The organism is Streptomyces sp. NPDC001020 (assembly GCF_053599115.1).
The window spans coordinates 127,222-143,384 of record NZ_JBSFLQ010000022.1 but is presented as its reverse complement, the minus strand read 5'-3'; the positions used below and the strand labels follow the sequence as shown (position 1 = coordinate 143,384).

The window sequence follows — 16,163 nt, the reverse complement described above, 5'->3', positions numbered from 1 at the left end:
GGTGGCTACGGTCGCCGTGACGAGCGTCGTGGTGATGACCGTGACCGTGGTTTCCGTCGCGAGGGCGACCGCCCTGCTCCCCGTCGTGATGACGAGCGTGGTGGCTACGGCCGCCGCGACGAGCGCCGCGACAGCGACCGTGGTGAGCGCGGTGGCTTCCGTCGTGAAGACAGCCGCGGTGAGCGCGGTGGCTTCCGTGGACGTGACGACCGCGGCTTCCGCGGCCCCCGTCGCGACGACCGCGGCGGCCGCCCCGGTGGCTTCCGGGGACGCGACGACCGGCGCGACGGCGGCCGGTTCCGCGAAGAGCGTGACCGCGACCGCGAGCCGATCAAGCGGCTGCCGATCCCCGAGGACGTCACCGGCGAGGAGATCGACAAGGACGTACGGCAGGAGCTGCAGAGCCTGCCCAAGACCCTTGCCGAGGACGTCGCCAGGAACCTGGTGATGATCGCCAAGCTCATCGACGAGGACCCCGAGCGTGCCTACGGGTACTCCAAGGTGGCGCTGCGCCTCGCGTCCCGTGTCGCCGCTGTGCGTGAGGCGGCCGGTTTCGCCGCATACGCCAACCAGAAGTACGGCGAGGCCCTCGCCGAGTTCCGGGCGGCCCGGCGCATGACCGGCAACGTCGAACTGTGGCCCGTCATGGCCGACTGCGAGCGCGGCCTCGGCCGGCCCGAGAAGGCGCTGGAGATGGCCGGTGCGCCCGACGTGCACAAGCTCGACAAGGCCGGTCAGGTCGAGATGCGGCTCGTCGCGGCCGGCGCGCGCCGGGACATGGGGCAGCTCGACGCCGCCATCGTGACACTGCAGAGCCCGGAGCTGGCCTCCACCTCCGTGCAGCCCTGGACCGCGCGGCTGCGGTACGCGTACGCCGACGCGCTCCTCGCCGCCGGACGGGAAGGCGAGGCACGCGAGTGGTTCGCCAAGACCGTCGAGTCGGACAAGGACGGCAGCACCGACGCCTCCGACCGGCTCGCCGAACTGGACGGCGTGGAGTTCGTCGACGCGCTCGACGAAAGCGCCAACCACGAGAACGCCCAGGAAGCGAACGGCGAGTCCTCGCCCGAGGCGGACACCGAAGGCACCGGGGAAAACGGCTCCGAGGACAACGAGAGCTGACCCTCACCACACGACGGGGCGGGATCCGGGCAAGGATCCCGCCCCGTCGCGTTTCGGGATGCGCGGGAGCGTGTCAGGACGTCAGTGCCCGCAGCACCAGCCCCGACGCCGGCTTCGGACCGAACGACGTCGACTTGCGCGGCATCGTCACGCCCTGACGGGCCAACTCCCGCACCACCTCCTCGCGGACCGGATGCATCAGCACGGCCGTGCCACCGTCACGCTCCGCCTTCTCGACCGTGGCAGCCGTGTCGTGGATATAGGCGATGTGCTCCGGCGAGTCCTCCGGGATGTGCCACACATGCTCCAGGAGCGTCGCGTGCAGGACCGTCGCGTCCAGAGTGCGCCAGGCCTCCGGGTGGTCCGCCGGGATCGTACGGGCCAGCAGATCCGGATTCGGCCGGTCGACCAGATGGAAGGTGCCGTCGCCCGCCAGCAGGAAGGCGTTGCCGACGTAGGCCGCGTCCGCGAGTACCTCCAGGGCCTTGGCCAGTGGGACACGCAGATCGCGTACGCGGAACAGGCCCGTGAGCGCGGACAGCGCCTCGGCCACGGGGAGGCGGTGCAGGAGGCGGTGGATCGCACGGACCCGGAGCGGGTAGCGGGCAGTGTCCACCAGGAGGACCAGGCCGTAGTCCCAGGGACTGGGAGAAGCATGCTCGTCGCGCAGACGCAGATACGTGGCCCAGCGGTGATGGCCGTCCGCGATCAGCGCCTGGTGCCTGGCCAGGTCCGTCTGGATCTCGGCCAGGTCGGCGGGATCCGTGACCGCCCAGAGACGGTGGCGGAAGCCGTCCTCCGTCGTGGTGTGCAGCAGGGGCTCGCCCTCCGTGGTGCGCTCGATGACGGCCCCCGTACCGGCCTCGGAGCCATTGCCCCGGTACGTCAGGAGAAGGGGTTCCAGGTTGGCGGAGGTCGCGCGCATCAGGGCCGCCCGGTCCGCGATCACATGCGGCATGACGTCCTCATGGGGCAGGACGACGCCGTCCGAGGGCTTCGAGACCCGAAGGGCGCCTATGACACCGCGCTGCAGCAGCCCCTCACCACGCTGTTCGTAGACGTACAGGCCCGGCTCGTCGTCCGCCGCCAGGATGCCCTCGGACAGCCAGCGGCGCAGAGTGTCCGCCGCCTGCTGATTGCGGGCCGCCGGAGTGTTGGCCTGCGGCAGTATCAGCCGGACGATGTTGTACGGGTCGGCCGACTCCAGATGAAGCAGCCCGTCCGGGCGAACGACGACGTCGTACGGCGGAGAGGTGACCGCCGCGAGACTGCCGACGCGGCGTGGGTCGTAGCGCAGCCCCCGGAAGGGGGCCAGGTCGAGGCCCATGTGCTCCGATACGTCCCCGGGGACCACAGTGTTCATTGATGCATCGTAAGTGCGTCAGCGCCATGAGCGATGATCGGAGAAAGAGAAAGAGCGAGGAGCGATGCGGAATGAGCCAGACCGTCAGGACATGGCCCGAGGAAAGCGCGCGGCCCCTGAGCGAGGCGTACGACACCGCACTGCTCGACCTGGACGGGGTGGTGTACGCGGGCGGCCACGCGATCGCGCATGCCGTGGAGTCACTCGGCATCGCCCGCGCGGGCGGTATGCACCTGGCGTACGTCACGAACAACGCGCTGCGAACGCCGAACGCGGTGGCCGCACACCTCACGGAACTGGGGATACCGACACAGGCCTCGGACGTCATCACCTCCGCGCAGGCCGTCGCCCGGCTCATCAGTGAGCAACTGCCCGCCGGATCGCGCGTCCTGGTCATCGGCGGCGAGGGGCTGCGGGTCGCGCTGCGGGAGCGGGGCCTGGTGCCCGTCGAGTCGGCCGACGACGATCCGGTGGCCGTGGTGCAGGGATATGGCGGACCCGAGCTGGCCTGGGGGCGGTTCGCGGAGGCGTGCTACGCCATCGCGCGAGGGGTGCCCTGGTTCGCGTCGAACACCGATCTGACGATCCCGAGCGCGCGCGGCATCGCACCGGGCAACGGGGCGGCCGTGGAGGTCGTACGCATCGCGACCGGCGCCGAGCCACAGGTGGCGGGCAAGCCACTGCCACCTATGCACCGCGAGACGATCCTGCGCACCGGAGCCGAGCGACCCCTGGTGGTCGGGGACCGGCTGGACACGGACATCGAGGGAGCGTTCAACGGCGAGGTCGACTCGCTGCTCGTCCTCACGGGAGTGACCGACGGTGCCCAACTGCTCGCCGCGCCGCCGCACCACCGGCCGGCCTACATCGATGCCGACCTGCGCGGCATGCTGACCGGGCAGCCACAGGTCGCCCAGGCCGACGGCGGGTTCCGCTGCGGAGGCTGGACGGCGACCGCGGGGAAGGAGCGGCTGGAACTGGCCGGTGAGGGCGAGGCCCTGGACGGTCTGCGGGCGCTGTGCGCGGTGGCCTGGACAGCGGCGGGCGAGGGCTCCTGCGGGCTGGACGGGGGAAAGGCGCTGGCTCGCCTGGGGCTGTGAGGCATGGAGGGCGGGTCCCCCGGTATTTGACCGGGAGCCGTGAGCATTGGTGAGGGTAGGCTAACCTAACTGCGTGTTGGTCGACAGTCCTTCCGAATCGTGCGCGGCTACCGCCCCCGCGCCCCCGATCCGCCGGGCGACAAGGGGCTTCGGGCTCCTCGCCTCGGTCGTGCTCCTGGCTCTCGTCGCGCTGGCCGGCATCGCGATCGGGGCGAAAGAGCTTCCGCCGGACCAGGTCTGGCACGGCCTGTTCCACGACTCCGGGACGTACTCCGATGTCGTGGTCCGCGACCGGTTGTCGCGGACGGTCCTCGGGCTGCTCGCCGGCGCCGCGCTCGGCCTGGCGGGCGCCGTCCTGCAGGCACTCACCCGCAACCCGCTGGCCGATCCGGGACTGCTGGGCATCAACGCGGGCGCGTCCGCTGCGGTCGTCACCGCGATCACGTACTTCGGTGTGACCAGCCTGCGCGGCTACGTGTGGTTCGCCTTCCTCGGCGCGGCCCTCGTCGGGGCGCTGGTCTGGTTCCTCGGCGGCAGCCGGGGCGCCACACCTGTGCGGCTCGCGCTCGCCGGCACCGCGATCAGCGCCGCGCTCTACGGCTATCTCCAGGCCGTAATGATCATGGACGGGGCGGCGCTCGGCAGGATGCGCTTCTGGATGGTCGGATCGCTGGCCTCGGCCAACGGTGAGACCATCCGGCAGGTCCTGCCGTTCTTCGCGGTCGGAACGGTACTCGCACTGGCACTCGCCAGGCCGCTGAACGCCGTGGCGATGGGCGACGACACCGCTCGAGCCCTCGGCGCGAGCCCGGGCCGCACCCGCGCGCTGTCGATGGCCGCCGCCACCCTGCTGTGCGGAGCCGCGACCGCCGCCTGCGGGCCGATCGTGTTCGTCGGGCTGATGGTCCCGCACGCCGTACGGTCCTTCACCGGACCCGACCTGCGCTGGATCCTGCCGTACGCGACCGTCCTGTCGCCCGTACTGCTGCTCGGCGCCGACGTCATCGGCCGCATCGTCGCCCGTCCCGCCGAACTCCAGGTCGGCATCGTGACCGCGGTCATCGGCGGCCCGGTCTTCGTCTTCCTCGTACGACGACGCAGGACGGCCCAGCTGTGAAGACCACCCGCACCCTGCGCACCCGCGGCGGGCTGTCCGTCCGGTTCGACCCGCGCACCCTCACGGTCGTCGTCCTGCTCCTGCTGGCCGCGCTCGCCGCGAGCGTCGCGCTCATCGGCACCGGCGACTTCTCGATCCCGGCCGGGGACGTCCTCAGGGCGCTGGCCGGAGGCGGCGACGCGCGACAGGAGTTCGTCGTCACCGAACTGCGGCTGCCGCGCGTGCTCGTCGGACTGCTGGTCGGCGCCTCGCTCGGGCTTGGCGGCGCGCTGTTCCAGTCCCTCTCCCGCAATCCACTGGGCAGCCCGGACGTGCTCGGTGTCGGGCAGGGCTCCACGGCCGGAGCGCTCGTCGTGATCGTACTGTTCTCCGGAACCGCCACCCAGGTCGCCCTCGGCGCGCTGGCCGGCGGACTGGCGACCGGACTGGCCATCTATCTGCTCGCCTGGAAGCGGGGCGTGCACGGCTACCGTCTCGTCCTGGTCGGCATCGGCGTCTCCGCGGTCGTCACGGCGGTCAACGGCTATCTGCTCACGAAGGCCGACATCGTCGACGCGGCCCGCGCGGTCGTCTGGATGACCGGTTCCCTCAACGGCCGTGACTGGGACCAGGTCTGGCCCCTGCTCGGGCTGTACGCCGTCCTCGTACCGCTTGTCCTCGGCCACGTACGCGCGCTGCGGGTGACGGAGATGGGCGACGACGTCGCGTACGCCCTCGGTGTGCGCGTGGAGCGCGTACGGCTGCTGCTGATGGTGTCCGCCGTGCTGCTGACCGCAGGCGCCACCGCAGCCGCGGGCCCGGTCGGGTTCGTGGCACTCACCGCCCCCCAACTCGCCCGTCGGCTGACCCTCGTCCGCTGCCTCAAGGGCGCGGGAGGTGCCCCCAGGCCCGGGCCGAACCTGGTGCCTTCCATGGCCATGGGCGCCACCCTGCTGATCGTCGCCGACTGGGCCTCACAGCGGCTCTTCGGCGCGGACCAGCTGCCCGTGGGCGTGGTGACCGGGATCCTCGGCGGCGGCTACCTGTTGTGGCTGCTGGTCTCCGAGCGTCGGGCGGGCCGGATATGAACACCGTGAGCGGACCGGACAGAGCGCCGGGGAGAAATCAGGCCGGACGGCCGGACGAAGACAAGAAGAACGTGAGGAGCACGGTGAACCGTCTCTTGGCCGACGACGTCACCCTCGCCTACGACCAGCGCGTGATCGCGGAGCAACTGTCCGTGGAGATCCCCTACAACTCCTTCACCGTGATCGTCGGCCCCAACGCCTGCGGCAAGTCCACGCTGCTGCGCGCCCTGTCCCGGATGCTCAAACCGTCCCGGGGACGGGTGCTGCTGGACGGGCAGGTCATCCAGACGCTGCCCGCCAAGCAGGTCGCGCGGACCCTGGGCCTGCTGCCGCAGTCAGCGGTCGCGCCCGAGGGGATCACGGTCGGCGAACTCGTGGGCCGAGGCCGCTATCCGCACCAGGGGCTCCTGCGTCAGTGGTCGGACGAGGACGAGCGGGTCGTACGGGAGTCGATGGCGCACACGGGCGTCGCCGACTTGGCCGACCGGTACGTGGACGAACTCTCCGGCGGTCAGCGACAGCGGGTGTGGATCGCCATGGCGCTCGCCCAGCAGACCCCGCTGCTGCTGCTCGACGAGCCGACCACCTACCTCGACATCCAGCACCAGATCGACGTGCTCGACCTGTGCGCCGAACTGCACGAGGAACAGGGACGCACACTGGTCGCCGTCCTGCACGACCTCAACCACGCCGCCCGGTACGCCACCCACCTCATCGCGCTGCGCGACGGTCGGGTCATCGCGGAGGGGGCGCCGAACGACATCGTCACGGCAGGGCTGGTCGAGGAGGTCTTCGGGATGCGCTGCCAGGTCATCGACGACCCGGAGACCGGCACGCCACTGGTGATCCCCGCCGCACGCACGGCACGTGCCCGCGTGGTCGCTAAAGGAGCTTCCTGAGCCGGAGCAGATCCCACAGGCCGGCTTCCAGCTTCACCCGGCCCGAGCCCCAGGCCTTCGCGAAGTTCAGTTCGCCGGCGACCATCGCCACCAGGTCGTCGCCGGTCATGGTCAGCCTTATCTGGGCCTTCTCGGACGGAGGCCCCGGGAGCGTGTCCAGAACCTCGATCCGGCCGCCCCTGAGGCGGCCGACGAAGGTGATGTCCAGGTCGGTGATACGGCAGCTCAGCGAGCGGTCCAGGGACGCGGCCGTGCGTACGTCCCCGTCGGCACCCGCCAGGTTGTCCGAAAGTTTGTCGAGTGCGCTGCGGCACTCCTCGATCGTCGCCATCGGGAGCGACGGTACCTCAGCGCCCGCTTTCGCTCGATGGCCTGGTCGGCAGGGCTCCCGACCGTTCGGGCGTGCCAGTGCGCGGACTCCCCCCTGCTCCCTGCCGAGGAACGGTAGCGTCGAGGCATGAGCGACTCTGTCCCGGAGACCGGTGCTCCCCAGAACGCGGCACTCGCGGAGCCACCGCCCCGGCCCGCCACCGCGCCCCTGAACGTGCCCCGGACCCCCACCGGCAACGCCGATGTCGACACCTGGCTGGAGCGACTGGCCGACGTGGACCACCTCGCCACGGACGGACACCTCGAGGTGTACGAGGATGTACACAGGGGGCTGCGCGACGCGCTCACCGCGCTCGACGCCCGCCCGGGACCTCCGGCGCCCCCACGGCCTCTCGGAACCGGAAACAGGAGCTGAACCGAACGTGGCAGGAGTCGCACGCCGCCGTCTCGACGCGGAGCTGGTTCGTCGTAAGCTGGCGCGCTCGCGCGAACACGCCAGCCAGCTGATCGCCGCCGGCCGGGTGACCGTCGACAAGACCGTCGCGACCAAGCCCGCCACACAGGTGGAGACCGCGGCCGCCATCGTGGTCGTCCAGGACGACAGCGACCCCGACTACGTCTCGCGCGGCGGCCACAAGCTCGCCGGCGCCCTGCAGGCCTTCGTACCGCAGGGCCTGAAGGTCGAGGGGCGGCGGGCACTCGACGCCGGCGCTTCCACCGGAGGCTTCACGGACGTCCTGCTGCGCGCGGGTGCCGCCCACGTCGTCGCCGTCGACGTCGGATACGGGCAACTCGCCTGGTCTCTCCAGAGCGATGAGCGCGTCACCGTCAAGGACCGTACGAACGTACGCGAACTGACGCTCGAAGCGATCGACGGGGAGCCCGTGGACCTTGTCGTGGGAGACCTGTCCTTCATCCCGCTCGGACTGGTGCTGCCCGCCCTGGTGCGGTGCACGAAGCCGGACGCCGACCTGGTGATGATGGTCAAGCCGCAGTTCGAGGTGGGGAAGGAACGGCTGGGCAGCGGCGGTGTGGTCCGCAGCCCGCAGTTGCGCGCCGAGGCCGTGCGCGGGGTGGCCGAACGGGCCGCGGAACTGGGGCTCGGGGTGAACGGCGTGACGGCGAGTCCGCTGCCCGGACCTTCCGGCAACGTCGAGTACTTTCTGTGGCTGCGAGCCGGAGCACCAGCGCTGGACCCGGCCGACGTAGACCGTGCAGTGGCGGAGGGGCCGCGGTGACACAGAACCGAGCTCGTACTGTTTTCCTACTCGCCCACACCGGGCGGCCCGCGGCCATTCGCAGCGCCGAACTCGTGGTCAAGGGGCTGCTGCGGTGCGGGATCGGCGTGCGCGTCCTGGCGGCCGAGGCGGCCGACCTGCCGCTGCCGGAGGAGGTGGAGCTGGTCAAGGAGGCCACTCCCCGGTGTCTCGACGGGTGCGAGCTGCTCATAGTGCTCGGCGGTGACGGCACCCTGCTGCGCGGCGCCGAGTTCGCCCGCGCCTCCGGGGTGCCGATGCTCGGCGTCAACCTCGGCCGGGTCGGCTTCCTCGCCGAGGCCGAGCGGGACGACCTCGACCGGGTCGTCGACCGGGTGGTGATGAAGGCGTACGAGGTCGAGGAGCGCATGACCGTCGACGTCGTCGTGCACCGGAACGGCGACATCGTGCACGTCGACTGGGCGCTCAACGAGGCGGCCGTGCAGAAGGTCTCCGCCGAGAAGCTCCTGGAGGTCGTCCTGGAGATCGACGGGCGGCCGGTGACCGGGTTCGGCTGCGACGGCATCGTGTGCGCCACCCCCACCGGGTCGACCGCGTACGCCTTCTCCGCCGGCGGACCCGTGGTGTGGCCGGAGGTGGAGGCCCTGCTCCTGGTGCCGATCAGCGCCCACGCACTGTTCGCCAAGCCGCTGGTGACCTCGCCGGACTCCGTGCTCGCCGTGGAGGTGCAGCCGGACACCCCGCACGGGGTGCTCTGGTGCGACGGGCGGCGGATGGTGGAGCTGCCGCAGGGGGCGCGGGTCGAGGTGCGGCGCGGGGCGGTGCCGGTGCGCCTGGCCCGGCTGCACCACGCGTCGTTCACGGACCGGCTGGTGGCCAAGTTCGCCTTGCCGGTTTCGGGGTGGCGGGGGCGCCCTCGGTAGCCCGGCGAACGCGGTTACCTCCCCAGGGTGACAAGGGCCGCTCGCACATCCCCCGCTCGACCTCGTAAGGTCTTCTCCGTGTTGGAGGAGATGCGGATACGGTCACTCGGAGTCATCGACGACGCGGTCGTCGAGCTGTCGCCCGGCTTCACCGCCGTGACCGGTGAGACGGGTGCGGGCAAGACCATGGTCGTCACCAGTCTCGGTCTGCTGCTCGGCGGGCGCGCGGATGCGGCGCTCGTACGGATCGGCGCGAAGAACGCGGTCGTGGAGGGGCGGATCGCCATGCGCGAGGGCGCCTCCGCCGTCGTACGCGCCGAAGAGGCGGGAGCCGAGCTCGACGACGGGGCCCTGCTCATCAGCCGTACCGTCTCCGCCGAGGGACGCTCACGGGCCCATCTGGGCGGTCGTTCGGTGCCCGTCGGCATGCTTGCCGAGCTGGCCGACGAACTGGTCGCCGTGCACGGTCAGACCGACCAGCAGGGGCTGCTCAAGCTGTCCCGGCAGCGGCAGGCGCTCGACCGGTACGCGGGAGACGCCGTCGCCGTGCCGCTCACCAAGTACACGGAGGCCTACCGGCGACTACGGACCGTGTCCGTGGAACTGGAGGAGATCACCACGCGCGCCCGTGAGCGGGCCCAGGAAGCCGACATGCTGCGCTTCGGGCTCGACGAGATCGCGGCCGTGGAGCCGCGGGCGGGCGAGGACGTGGAGCTGGCCGAGGAGGCCGAGCGGCTCGGGCACGCGGAGGAACTCGCGTCGGCCGCGACAGCCGCGCACGCCGCCCTCGCGGGCAATCCGGAGGATCCCGAGGGCGTCGACGCGGCCACACTGGTCGCGGGCGCACACCGGGCCCTGGAAACGGTGCGGTCGCACGATCCGGCGCTGGCCGGGCTCGCCGACCGGATCGCGGAGGTCGGGATCCTGCTCGGCGATGTGGCCGGCGAGCTGGCCGGGTACGCCGACGACCTGGACGCCGACCCGCTGCGGCTGGCCGCCGTCGAGGAGCGGCGGGCCGCGCTCACCGCACTGACCCGCAAGTACGGGCAGGACATGGGCGCCGTCCTCGCCTGGGCCGAGCAGAGCGCCGCACGGCTGACCGAGCTCGACGGCGACGACGAACGGATCGGGGAACTGACCGTCGAGCGGGACGCCCTGCGCAGCGAGCTGGGCGGCCTCGCCCAGGCGTTGACGGACGCCCGCACGGAGGCAGCCGAACGGTTCGCCGCCGCCGTGACCGCCGAGCTGGCCTCGCTCGCGATGCCCCACGCGCGCGTGTCGTTCGAGATCCGGCAGACGGAGGATTCCGACGGCATCGAGGTCGGCGGCCGTACGGTCGCGTACGGGCCGTCGGGCGTCGACGAAGTCGAGTTGCTGCTCGCCCCTCACCCCGGTGCGCCGCCGCGGCCCATCGCCAAGGGCGCCTCCGGCGGTGAGCTCTCGCGTGTGATGCTCGCGGTGGAGGTCGTCTTCGCCGGAACGGACCCCGTGCCGACTTATCTGTTCGACGAGGTCGACGCGGGCGTCGGCGGCAAGGCGGCGGTCGAGATCGGCCGCCGGCTGGCCCGGCTCGCGAAGACCGCGCAGGTCGTGGTCGTCACCCACCTGCCCCAGGTGGCGGCGTTCGCCGACCGCCAACTGCTGGTGGAGAAGACGAACGACGGGTCGGTGACACGGTCCGGGGTGAAGGTCCTGGAGGGCGAGGAGCGCATTCGGGAACTGTCCCGGATGCTGGCCGGCCAGGAGGACTCGGAGACGGCCCGGGCACACGCTGAGGAACTGCTGGCGACGGCGCGGGCGGACGGGTAGGGGCCTGCCCGGCGGGGTGCCGCACCAGAGCGGTTGCTAGCGTGCGGCCACGTGAATGACAGCGTGTACGTGGGTAACGCCGGCAAGGACGCGGCACTGGACCGGGGATGGCTCCTCGGGCACTTCAAGGACGTCGGCGATCCGCGCCACAGCGAGGCGGTGGAGATCAAGTGGGGTGTCCACCCCCCTGGCGACGAGCGATCGCAGTGGGTGAGGGGCGAGGAGCGCACGGCTCTCCTGGTGCTCATCAGCGGCCGCTTCCGCGTCGAACTCCCCGGCCGCAGCGTTCTTCTGGAACAGCTGGGTGACTACGTCGTGTGGGGGCGCGGCGTCGACCATTCATGGTTCGCGGAGGAAGAGTCGGTGGTGCTGACCGTTCGGTGGCCGTCCGTGCCCGGTTATGCGGTGGCAGAGAAGGATCAGACGGGACTGCAGGCCTGACCGGGACCGCACGGCTGCGCCCGGCCCGCTGTGTGGCCGAGAACCGCTGGACAGAGCCCCTTCGCGCGGCCAAGTCCCGGCTCACGTTCGGAGTTTCAGGAGGAACGGGTGCAGCGGCCCTCCGGCCGGCCGACCGGAGGGCGACACTGGAGGCCGTGGTCGGCCGAACTCGTGCTCAGATAACGGCCGATGCACGCGTTGGCCGTGGTTTTGCCGCGCTCGGCGCAGAAGGCCAGTGCGGAGTGGCCGTCGGTGAACGGGCCGGGGGCGTAGATCACCCAGTAGCCCGGATTCAACGACGCGTAGTCATCGCTGCGGAGAAACTCCGCTTCGGGCACCGATTGCCGGATCTTGGCGAGTCGTTGATCACGCACGGTGATGCCGGTACTGACGGGCTCGGAGTAGAGCTGGGCGATCCAGTGACCCTTCGACGGGGAAGACCCTTCGACCGGGGAGGCCGATCGCTTCTCATCCGCGGTCGGGTCGGCCGTACCGTTCTGCGTCGGGTCCTGCGTCGGGTCCTGCGTCGGGTCCTGCGTCGGGTCCGTCGTCACGGTGGGACTCTGCTCGGGTGTGGAACCCGGCGCGGTCGCCACAGGTTGTGAGGACGCCGTACTCGGCGAAGTCCCGCTCGCCTTGTCGTGGTTCGGGCCCCGCAGTGTGAGCACCAGCGCGGTAGCCGCCGTGGCCGCCAGCATGGCGGCGGTCACGGCGATGACGACCGGCTTTCGGTTCCGCTGCCGGCCCGGCGCGGGGGCGGGTCTGGGGGTGTCCAGCTGAGTGGGCGGATGGCTGGGAGTAAAAGACGGCGGCACCGAAGTGGTGGCCGTCGGCTGTGCCCAGTCGGGCGTCGAGGCGGACTCCACCTGCGCCAGCATCGCGTCCAGCCGTTGCGCGTCCGGGCGGGCCGCCGGGTCCCGTGTCAGCAGCGCCTGGAGCACGGGCGCGAGAGGGCCGGAGCGCACCGGCGGCGGCACCGGCTCGTCGAGCACGGCGGCGAGGGTGGCGAGCGCGGTCGCCCGTCGCAGCGGACTGACGCCCTCCACACACACGTACAGCAGCATGCCGAGCGACCACAGGTCGGACGCGGGGGTGTCGCCGTGGTCGCGGATGCGCTCGGGAGCGATGTACTCGGGGGATCCGACGAGTTCATGGGTGGCTGTCAGCGATGTGGCGCCCCGCAGCCCCGCGATCCCGAAGTCGGTGAGCACGGCGGTTCCGTCGGCGCGCAGCAGCACATTGGCGGGTTTGACGTCCCGGTGGTGGACGCCGGCCGCATGGGCGGCGCTCAACGCGGACAGCACCTGGCGGCCGATACGGGCCGCTTCCCCGGGCGTCATGGGGCCGGCCGCGAGCCGCTCCTGGAGGGAAGGACCGGACACCAGCTCCATCACGAGCCACGGATGGGGGTCCGTGTCGACGATGTGATGGATGGTCACGACGTTGGGGTGGCTGAGCCGGGCGAGCGCTCGTGCCTCGCGCAGGACGCGCTCGCGTGAGACGTCCGACGCCTCCGCGTCCGACCGGACGGCCTTGAGTGCGACCTCCCGGTGCAGCACGGTGTCGCTCGCCCGCCAGACCGTGCCCATGCCCCCGCTGCCGAGCGGCTCGATCAGCTGGAATCGGCCGTCAATCAGGTGTCCCCCGGTACCCATGCGCAACAGATTAGGGACTGTGTCAAATCTTGATCAGTTCGTGGCAAAAAGAGCGAGGCGCCGAGATCGTGGCAGTCTCGGATCGCTCGTGCCGCGCGCCACCCGAAAATGCTACGCCCCTCGCCCGTGTGAGTGACCTTGTCGGCCCGGGGCCACCCGGCTCGATGCCGTCGCGCACCCCGCCAGTGCCGCAACACCCGTGCGCCCTGGCATGCTTGAGTCATCCGCGGAGCACTCGCGCGGTCCACCCCCACCGCACGATCCTTCTGTACGTTTCTTCGTGACCGTCCGACGCCGAACCAGGAGCCCCGGCCACGTGAGCCTTGCGAGCAGCCCCACACCGCACGGCCGGTCGCCGCTGCACACCGTGCAGGTGCTCGGCGGTGGCAGCGCGGGCAGCAGCGCGCATGTGCGGTCGCTGGCCGCGGGACTGGTCGCCCGGGGCGTGCGCGTGACCGTGTGTGCCCCCGTCGAGGCCGAGCACATCTACGATTTCACCGGCGCCGGCGCCCAGCACGTCTCCGTGCCCCGCAGTACGGAGCCCACCTGCCTGGCCGCGCTCCGCCTCGCCTGCGCCGACGCCGACCTGGTGCACGCGCACGGGCTGCATGCCGGCCTGCGCGCCGTCCTCGCGCTCAGCGGGCGCCGCACCCCCCTCGTCGTCACCTGGCACACCCGTGGGCATGCCGAGGGCGCCCGCGCCCGTCTCCTGCGCGCTCTCGAACGACGTGTCGTCAGGGCCGCGTCCGTCGTCCTGGGCACGTCGTCCGACCTCGTCGACCGGGCCCGCCGGCGGGGCGCCCGCGACGCCCGGCTCGCCGCCGTCGCCCTGCCGGCGCCCCGCGAAGCCGTCGAGCACGACGACCCCGACCGGCTGCGCCCCAAGCTCCGCGCCGAACTCGGCGCCATGGACCGGCCGTTGCTCATGGTCGTCGGCGCCCTGGACCGTCACCGCGGGTACGACGTGCTGCTCGACGCCTCCCGCGCCTGGCGCCACCTCGACCCGGCGCCCCTGGTCGTGGTCGCGGGGGAGGGGCCGCTGCGGGCGGAGATCCAGCGGCGCATCGAGGAGGAGGATCTGCCCGTGCGGCTGGTGGGGCGGCGCGACGACGTCGGCGAACTGCTCGCCGCCGCCGACCTCGCGCTGGTTCCGAACAGTCGGGAGTCCCGGTCCGTTGTCGCCCAGGAGGCCCTGTACGCGCGTGTGCCACTCGTCGCCACCGCCGTCGGCGGTATGCACGAACTGGTCGGCGACGCTGCCGAACTGGTCCCACCCGAGGACGCCGAGGCGCTCGCCGCCGCCGTCGTACGTCTCCTCGACGATCCCGTGCGTCGGGACCAGCTCAGGGAGACGGGCGAGCGACAGGTCGCGACCTGGCCGACGGAGGACGAGACCGTCGCCCAAGTGCTCAGCGTCTACGACGAGGTGACCGAGGTGTGGCCACTCGCCTGACCTATGGCACGTGCCGGCGTGCGCGCAGTGCCAGGCTGAGGGCCAGGACCGTCTGCGGGTCGTCGAGGTCCGTGCCCAGCAGCTCCCCGATCCGGGCCAGCCGGTTGTAGAGCGTCTGCCGGTTCAGGTGCAGCTCGCGGGCTGTTTCCGCCTTGCGGCCCGCGTGCGCCAGATAGGTCTCCAGCGTGGGCAGCAGCGGCGGCCTGGAACGGTGGTCGTGGTCGCGCAGCGGGCCGATCGCGCGGTCCACGAAGGCCGCCAGATCCGGATGGTCGCGCAGCCGCCACAGCAGAAGGTCGATGTCGAGACGGCGGGCGTCGTACCAGGGACGCTCCGGCAGTCCCTGGGCCGCCGCCGCCGTCTCCGCCGCGTGCCGCAGCCCCGCCGACGCCGCCGCCCAGCCGCCCGCGACGCCGACCACCACGACCGGCGGCGGCGCACCCGGCCGCTGCATGCCGGCCCGCTCCACCCCCGCCCGCAGTGCCGCGGCCACCCGGTCGGCGACCGCCGAACGCTCCGACTCCGAGCGCAGGCCCAGCAGCAGCGGGACCCGGCCCTCCACCGGACGTACGCCCAGGAGGACCGGTACGCCCACCGACGCCAGTGTCTCCGCGACCGCCCGCGCCAGGACCGCCCAGCCCCCGCCGCCCGGCGACAGGCCGTCCGCAAGCCGCATCACCACCGGCAGCAACGGGTTGCCGCCCGGCTTGAAACCCAGCACCCGGGCCTGCGCCGGCGCGTCCTCGGCGGCGATCCGGCCCTCGGCGAGGTCGGTGAGGAAGTCGCCGCGCCCGCGCGCCGCCAACTCCTCCTCCTGCCGGGCCTGCATCAGCACCACGGCGAGGATGTCCGCGGCACGCTCGGCGGCGATCCGGTGCACCGGCGCCACCGGTGCACTGACCGGCAGCAGCACCAGACGGGCCCGTACGGAGCCCGTGCCGGGGCCGCCGCCCGGCACGTCCACGAGGGTCGTCCCGGCGGGCGGCTCGTCCTTGTGCTGGCCGCGCAGACCCTCCCACACCTGGAGCGGGTCCGTGTCGGCCGGACCGGTCCCGGCGGCGTACAGCAACTGCCCGTCGGCGGTCTCCAGGAACACCGGGTTGCCGCTGAAGCCGGCCAGGATACGCAGCACCTGGGGCACCCCGCCGCCGCCGAGCAGCGCCTCGGTGCAGCGGCGGTGCACCTCCTCGGCCCGCTGGAGCAGGGCGTAGTGGCCGTTGACGATCTCGGTGTGGATCTCCTCGGTGACCGCCACGAACGGCACCTCGCGGTGGAGCTGGACGAGCGGCAGCCCGGCCGTCCGGGCCGTCTCCACTAGGGCGGCCGGTAGCCGGGAGAAGCGCGGGCCCAGCTCCACGACCAGGGCCGCGATGCCGCGCTCGGCCAGCGTGCGGACGAACGCGCGCTGGTCGGCGGGCCGGGTGCCCAGCCCGTATCCCGTGGTCAGGAGCAGCTCGCCGCCCTTGAGCAGCGAAGCGATGTTCGGGACCTCGCCCGCGTGCACCCAGCGGACCGTGCGGTGCAGCCGGTCGGCGCCGGCCAGCACCTCCGGCAGTCCGCTGTGCAACCCGGGCAGCTCCAGCGCCCGCTGCACGGTGATCCCGGTGCCCTGGGTGCTGTGAGGGTCGAAACGGCTGTCCATGCGGTGACGCTACTACCTGCGCGGA

15 protein-coding genes are annotated in these 16,163 nt (G+C 72.1%); 11 read left to right on the top strand and 4 right to left on the bottom strand.

What is annotated here, in order from left to right; translation table 11 throughout:
- Nucleotides 1-339: 339 nt before the first annotated feature.
- Nucleotides 340-1,122 (top strand): hypothetical protein, encoded by a 783-nt coding sequence (locus ACWDEX_RS22070; RefSeq protein ID WP_450465445.1) that lies wholly within the window; start codon nt 340-342, stop codon nt 1,120-1,122.
- A gap of 73 nt (nt 1,123-1,195) precedes the next feature.
- Here ACWDEX_RS22070 and ACWDEX_RS22065 read toward each other — a convergent pair whose 3' ends face one another.
- On the bottom strand, nt 1,196-2,485 hold the full coding sequence (locus tag ACWDEX_RS22065) for a DUF1015 domain-containing protein (protein ID WP_450465433.1): 1,290 nt from the start codon (nt 2,483-2,485) through the stop codon (nt 1,196-1,198).
- 71 nt (nt 2,486-2,556) lie between these two features.
- Between ACWDEX_RS22065 and ACWDEX_RS22060 the strand changes: the two genes are divergently transcribed.
- The 4 genes from ACWDEX_RS22060 (at nt 2,557) to ACWDEX_RS22045 (ending at nt 6,668) form a co-directional block, all read left to right on the top strand.
- On the top strand, nt 2,557-3,585 hold the full coding sequence (locus tag ACWDEX_RS22060) for an HAD hydrolase-like protein (RefSeq protein WP_450465432.1): 1,029 nt from the start codon (nt 2,557-2,559) through the stop codon (nt 3,583-3,585).
- Nucleotides 3,586-3,658: 73 nt separating this feature from the next.
- Nucleotides 3,659-4,702, top strand: coding sequence for a FecCD family ABC transporter permease (locus tag ACWDEX_RS22055; RefSeq protein ID WP_450465430.1), 1,044 nt, complete (start codon nt 3,659-3,661; stop codon nt 4,700-4,702).
- Entirely contained in the window at nt 4,699-5,769 is a 1,071-nt protein-coding gene (locus ACWDEX_RS22050; RefSeq protein ID WP_450465428.1) for a FecCD family ABC transporter permease, read from the top strand. The genes ACWDEX_RS22055 and ACWDEX_RS22050 overlap by 4 nt, the downstream gene beginning before the upstream one ends.
- A complete protein-coding gene (locus ACWDEX_RS22045) occupies nt 5,766-6,668 on the top strand; it encodes an ABC transporter ATP-binding protein (RefSeq protein WP_450465427.1) in 903 nt (300 codons plus the stop codon). Before ACWDEX_RS22050 ends, ACWDEX_RS22045 begins: the two co-directional genes overlap by 4 nt.
- Here ACWDEX_RS22045 and ACWDEX_RS22040 read toward each other — a convergent pair.
- Nucleotides 6,652-6,999 (bottom strand): SCP2 sterol-binding domain-containing protein, encoded by a 348-nt coding sequence (locus tag ACWDEX_RS22040; protein WP_450465425.1) that lies wholly within the window; start codon nt 6,997-6,999, stop codon nt 6,652-6,654. The genes ACWDEX_RS22045 and ACWDEX_RS22040 overlap by 17 nt on opposite strands.
- A 126-nt stretch (nt 7,000-7,125) precedes the next feature.
- Between ACWDEX_RS22040 and ACWDEX_RS22035 the strand changes: the two genes are divergently transcribed.
- From ACWDEX_RS22035 to ACWDEX_RS22015, 5 genes are all read left to right on the top strand, one after another.
- The gene (locus tag ACWDEX_RS22035; protein WP_450465424.1) at nt 7,126-7,413 is read left to right on the top strand and encodes a hypothetical protein; all 288 of its coding nucleotides are present in this window, start codon (nt 7,126-7,128) and stop codon (nt 7,411-7,413) included.
- A gap of 7 nt (nt 7,414-7,420) precedes the next feature.
- Nucleotides 7,421-8,236, top strand: coding sequence for a TlyA family RNA methyltransferase (locus ACWDEX_RS22030; protein ID WP_450465423.1), 816 nt, complete (start codon nt 7,421-7,423; stop codon nt 8,234-8,236).
- Nucleotides 8,233-9,138: an NAD kinase gene (locus ACWDEX_RS22025; protein WP_450465421.1), complete on the top strand. Its 906-nt coding sequence runs from the start codon at nt 8,233-8,235 to the stop codon at nt 9,136-9,138. The genes ACWDEX_RS22030 and ACWDEX_RS22025 overlap by 4 nt, the downstream gene beginning before the upstream one ends.
- Nucleotides 9,139-9,228: 90 nt before the next feature.
- Nucleotides 9,229-10,947 (top strand): DNA repair protein RecN, encoded by a 1,719-nt coding sequence (recN, locus tag ACWDEX_RS22020; RefSeq protein ID WP_450465443.1) that lies wholly within the window; start codon nt 9,229-9,231, stop codon nt 10,945-10,947.
- 51 nt (nt 10,948-10,998) lie between these two features.
- A complete protein-coding gene (locus ACWDEX_RS22015; protein ID WP_450465420.1) occupies nt 10,999-11,388 on the top strand; it encodes a signal peptidase I in 390 nt (129 codons plus the stop codon).
- Between the two features lie 95 nt (nt 11,389-11,483).
- On the opposite strand, the gene ACWDEX_RS22010 is transcribed toward ACWDEX_RS22015, so the two are convergent.
- Nucleotides 11,484-13,043: a protein kinase domain-containing protein gene (locus ACWDEX_RS22010; protein ID WP_450465418.1), complete on the bottom strand. Its 1,560-nt coding sequence runs from the start codon at nt 13,041-13,043 to the stop codon at nt 11,484-11,486.
- A gap of 280 nt (nt 13,044-13,323) precedes the next feature.
- On the opposite strand from ACWDEX_RS22010, the gene ACWDEX_RS22005 reads away from it, so the two are divergent.
- The gene (locus ACWDEX_RS22005) at nt 13,324-14,496 is read left to right on the top strand and encodes a glycosyltransferase family 4 protein (protein ID WP_450465417.1); all 1,173 of its coding nucleotides are present in this window, start codon (nt 13,324-13,326) and stop codon (nt 14,494-14,496) included.
- A 1-nt stretch (nt 14,497) separates the two neighbouring features.
- On the opposite strand, the gene ACWDEX_RS22000 is transcribed toward ACWDEX_RS22005, so the two are convergent.
- On the bottom strand, nt 14,498-16,138 hold the full coding sequence (locus tag ACWDEX_RS22000; RefSeq protein ID WP_450465415.1) for a PucR family transcriptional regulator: 1,641 nt from the start codon (nt 16,136-16,138) through the stop codon (nt 14,498-14,500).
- Nucleotides 16,139-16,163: the final 25 nt, after the last annotated feature.